The organism is Pseudomonas avellanae BPIC 631, assembly GCF_000444135.1.
GTDB lineage: Bacteria > Pseudomonadota > Gammaproteobacteria > Pseudomonadales > Pseudomonadaceae > Aquipseudomonas > Aquipseudomonas avellanae.
Window position 1 is genome coordinate 1 of record NZ_ATDK01000510.1, and the last position, 1,707, is coordinate 1,707.

Annotated in this window: 3 protein-coding genes and 1 pseudogene; 3 read left to right on the forward strand and 1 reads right to left on the reverse strand. The window is 53.8% G+C overall.

Annotated features, from left to right (window positions below):
- Window positions 1-19: 19 nt before the first annotated feature.
- A complete protein-coding gene (locus DW49_RS0124255; protein ID WP_024420257.1) occupies window positions 20-466 on the forward strand; it encodes a GNAT family N-acetyltransferase in 447 nt (148 codons plus the stop codon).
- 63 nt (window positions 467-529) lie between these two features.
- Here the strand turns inward: DW49_RS0124255 and DW49_RS0124260 are convergent, their stop codons facing one another.
- Entirely contained in the window at window positions 530-817 is a 288-nt protein-coding gene (locus DW49_RS0124260; RefSeq protein ID WP_005615682.1) for a YceK/YidQ family lipoprotein, read from the reverse strand.
- Window positions 818-1,033: 216 nt separating this feature from the next.
- Between DW49_RS0124260 and DW49_RS0124265 the strand changes: the two genes are divergently transcribed.
- Together DW49_RS0124265 and DW49_RS1000000132600 are read left to right on the forward strand one after the other, a co-directional pair.
- On the forward strand, window positions 1,034-1,513 hold the full coding sequence (locus DW49_RS0124265; protein WP_024420258.1) for a CesT family type III secretion system chaperone: 480 nt from the start codon (window positions 1,034-1,036) through the stop codon (window positions 1,511-1,513).
- Between the two features lie 13 nt (window positions 1,514-1,526).
- Window positions 1,527-1,643, forward strand: a pseudogene (locus tag DW49_RS1000000132600) (peptidase C58); the annotation flags it as partial.
- Window positions 1,644-1,707: the final 64 nt, after the last annotated feature.

Genomic DNA, 1,707 nt, shown 5'->3' on the forward strand with positions numbered 1-1,707 from the left:
TTTTTCAGAGTTTCCTTAGATGAAACAGGTAGAAGTCCGGATCATTACTGAATTGCCTTGTCAGATTCTGATTCTGGAGCAAGAGGCAGTAGCAGAGGGCTTCAGGTTTCTTACCCGCTTGATCGAGGAGTGGAGGTCCGGAACGAATCGATTCGAGGCCAAGGGTGAATGCCTCATGGTCGTACTTCTGGACGGCGCTCTGGCAGGCATCGGAGGCCTTTCACGTGATTCGCATGCTCAGAGGGATATTGGCAGGCTACGCAGGGTATACGTCGCGAACGCCTCAAGAGGCCAAGGCCTTGGAAGGATTCTGGTGAATCGACTTGTGGAACATGCGGCTGAGCAATTTCGCGCCGTGCGCCTGTTCACTGACACTCCGAGCGGAGCAGAGTTTTACTTGCGTTGCGGCTTTCAGCCAGTGGACGAGGAACATGCCACGCACATAAAGTTTTTAAGACGGGTTTGAATTCCTGGTGTGTTCCCCAAGAGCGTCGGGGCCGCACTCCCCGGTCGCAATGAAAAATAGGGATCAACCGAGCACGTTCAACCCGCCACTGAACTGACATTTATGTTCATCACCGCCAAGATTTTCAGGCAGAAACGCGGTGAGGTCGTAGGGCAGCAGCAGAGTGTCCAGCGCGAGGGAAAACGGCACGTCTATAAGTATGGGCCAGCTCTGCCCTCCGTTATGGGTTCCCCACGCCCAACCTTGGCGAGTGCCGGGATAGATGCAACGCTCGCCGTCCAGATGAATCATCAGGCTCCAGCAGCCGCCAAGTGACATTGATATAACCAGTAGCAGGCATTTTTTAAGCATACATTCCTTCGTTTTAACGTCACCCAACAAATTCAACCCTGCAACAACGGCAACGTTACCAGAAACTCGCTGCCCATCCCGTTACCTTTGTCATCGGCGGCACTCACGAGTCGATTTTTACAAGGACCGCATTGATATTAGTGCAAACCCTAAAGGGAACCGCATCACGTCTTGAACCACAGAAGAAAATCATCGTTGAACGAGCGGGGAATTTCCATGCGGCCTGTCGAGGCAAAAGATCGGCTTTATCAGTGGCTGCGCAATCGAGGCATCGATGCGCAGGAGGGTCAACGCCACAACGTAAGGACCGCGAATGGAAGCGAGTGTCTGCTCTGGTTGCCAGAACAGGACACTTCGTTGTTCATCTTCACACAGATCGAAAGGCTGACGATGCCGCAGGACAACGTCATTTTGATTCTGGCAATGGCGCTGAATCTGGAGCCTGCTCGCACAGGTGGCGCTGCGCTTGGCTATAACCCTGATTCAAGGGAACTGTTGTTGCGCAGTGTGCACTCAATGGCGGATCTGGATGAGACCGGACTTGATCACCTCATGACGCGAATCAGCACATTGGCCGTCTCGTTGCAGCGCTATCTGGAAGATTATCGACGCCAGGAGCAAGCCGGAAAAGCCGCCCAGAAAGAGCCTCGGTTCTTACCGGCTGTCCATCTGACCCCACGAACGTTCATGACCTGACAGAGGGTGGTTCATGTATATCCAGCAATCTGGCGCCCAATCAGGGGTTGCCGCTAAGACGCAACACGATAAGCCCTCGTCATTGTCCGGACTCGCCCCCGGTTCGTCGGATGCGTTCGCCCGTTTTCATCGCAAAGATCGGAAGAGCGGTTCAGCAGGAATGCCGAGACCGATATCGTATGCCGTCTTCTGCT

Bases quoted from the DNA above. Each gene is read 5' to 3' on its own strand.
- DW49_RS0124255 (WP_024420257.1), top strand. From the start codon at position 20: ATGAAACAGGTAGAAGTCCGGATCATTACTGAATTGCCTTGTCAGATT.
- DW49_RS0124260 (WP_005615682.1), bottom strand. From the start codon at position 817: ATGCTTAAAAAATGCCTGCTACTGGTTATATCAATGTCACTTGGCGGC.
- DW49_RS0124265 (WP_024420258.1), top strand. From the start codon at position 1,034: ATGCGGCCTGTCGAGGCAAAAGATCGGCTTTATCAGTGGCTGCGCAAT.